Raw genomic sequence first — 1,918 nt, 5'->3', positions numbered from 1 at the left:
GTTACTAATACATGTCCTGTTTAATTTATTTAAGAATGCTATCTATTTTATCCGCAAGGCAGGCAAAGGAAACATCCATATTTGGTTGGAACATCATCCAAGGCATAACCAGATTCATTTTAAAGACACAGGTGCGGGTATTAAACCCGAAAATCTACCAAAAATTTTTGATCCTTTCTTTACGATGGATACTAACAAAGGCACCGGCATTGGCTTAGCATTTTGTGCCATGACCTTAAAAAGCTTCGGCGGCAGTATCACCTGCCAATCAGAATGGCAAGAATACACCGAATTCATTCTCACTTTTCCAAGGAAGTTAACCCAACAGGAGTAAACCATGCAAATATCTGCACTTTATCACCCCACACAAATTGTCTTATTAGACGATGATGCTGAATTTATTAACAGTCTTTCATTAGCCATGTCAGACCAGTTTAAATGTCAGCTATTCACCACGCCAGTGCAAGCACAACAATTCCTCTTAAATAACCATAGCTGGCAAAATGCATTAAAAGCACAATACTTGCAGTTGCAGGAAGAGGAGTTCAGCAAATTTTCTGTGGATATTGAAATCTCCAACATCCATCAGGAAATATTTAACTCTAAACGCTTTGAAAGAGCTGGGATACTGGTGGTCGATTATGACATGCCCAGTCAAAATGGTTTGGAAGTGGCGCGTATGCTAAAGTCAAGAATTCCCCTAAAAGTTATTCTGCTGACTGGCGAAGCCGACCAACACACGGCAATAGCCGCTTTTAATCGGAGAGAAATTGATCGATTTATATTAAAAAGCGATCCAAATTATCATGAGCAGTTAATCCGCTACATCAATGAACTTCAACATGACTATTTTGCAGAATTATCTACTGCGATATTAGAACCGCTTCTAATCCAGAAAGATCACCCACTACAAGATAATCACTATCAGAAATTATTTCAGGACGCCAAAGCAAAACACCAGGCTTTAGAGTATTATTTGCTCGATCAATCCGGTAGTTTTTTAATGTTGAATGCCAATGGCGAACCCACTTGGTTAATCGTGCGTACACCAGCTGATATAGAGCTGTTTTATGATATGGCTGCCACTGAAAAATCTGTACCCAAAAAAATCCTAGCCAGTTTGGCGAATAAAACTAAACTAGTCTGCCTTCCACCTGAGAGCCTTGTGATACCCGCCTTTAAAGACTGGGTCATTCAAGATGCCATCCAATTACCCGATAGAGAAATGTATTACTGTATTGTTGAAGGTTGGTACACTCAGAATCCCTGTCAGACTATAACCAGTTATCAATCTTTTCTAGAGGGCATTTAACCCACACATTGAGTAAGGAACATTGTAATCAATGCAAGGTATCATGCGACGTAGCATTAAGCATCAAACTTTGAATTGTTTTAGGTGTCAATACATAGCCTTTTTGCTTTAAAGCAGACACCAGGGATTGCGAGCGCTCATTTCTATCGTGATAGACTCAACCTCGTTAAGCGCATTATTATAATCTTCCAGCGCTTGGTTATAAGCTTTCATGGGTCATGGCTTATATAATCCATTCGGACACTTTCAATTAACACTTCGGGTGGTTTCTTTATCAGTAACTACTGCAACGGCGGGCATATGTTCCTCTCCAACGGTGCAAATACAAGGCACAAAACGACCCATAGGCTGCCTTTCCATAAGTAGCACTCCTTTTTCAATTGGAATATATGACTTATTTTATCTTAACTGTAAATTTTTCACTAATGTAAAAGGTACTTTGTAATTCCGGCCTAGGTAAGCGTGGATTGCTGCGTCGAAACCTTGCGCCATTCCTTGTCATTTTTCAAGATATAGTCCACCGCTTGAATGAAAAATTCCCCCGTGCGCTCAATCCCAGCCCATTGGCAATAAGCTTTGACTTCATTCAACAGGTTTTCACTTAAT

Annotated in this window: 2 protein-coding genes; both read left to right on the top strand. The window is 39.8% G+C overall.

Translation table 11 applies throughout. The features are described 5' to 3' along the window. Window positions 1-334: ATP-binding protein (locus tag VHE99_02755; GenBank protein HVV67945.1), on the top strand; the 334-nt coding region annotated here is incomplete at its 5' end. A 3-nt stretch (window positions 335-337) separates the two neighbouring features. Next, on the top strand, window positions 338-1,312 hold the full coding sequence (locus tag VHE99_02750) for a response regulator (protein ID HVV67944.1): 975 nt from the start codon (window positions 338-340) through the stop codon (window positions 1,310-1,312). Window positions 1,313-1,918: the final 606 nt, after the last annotated feature.

The organism is Gammaproteobacteria bacterium (assembly GCA_035546635.1).
Taxonomy (GTDB): Bacteria; Pseudomonadota; Gammaproteobacteria; order JAURND01; family JAURND01; genus DASZWJ01.
The sequence above is the reverse complement of the archived record's forward strand: the minus strand, read 5'-3'. Positions and strand labels throughout refer to the sequence as shown.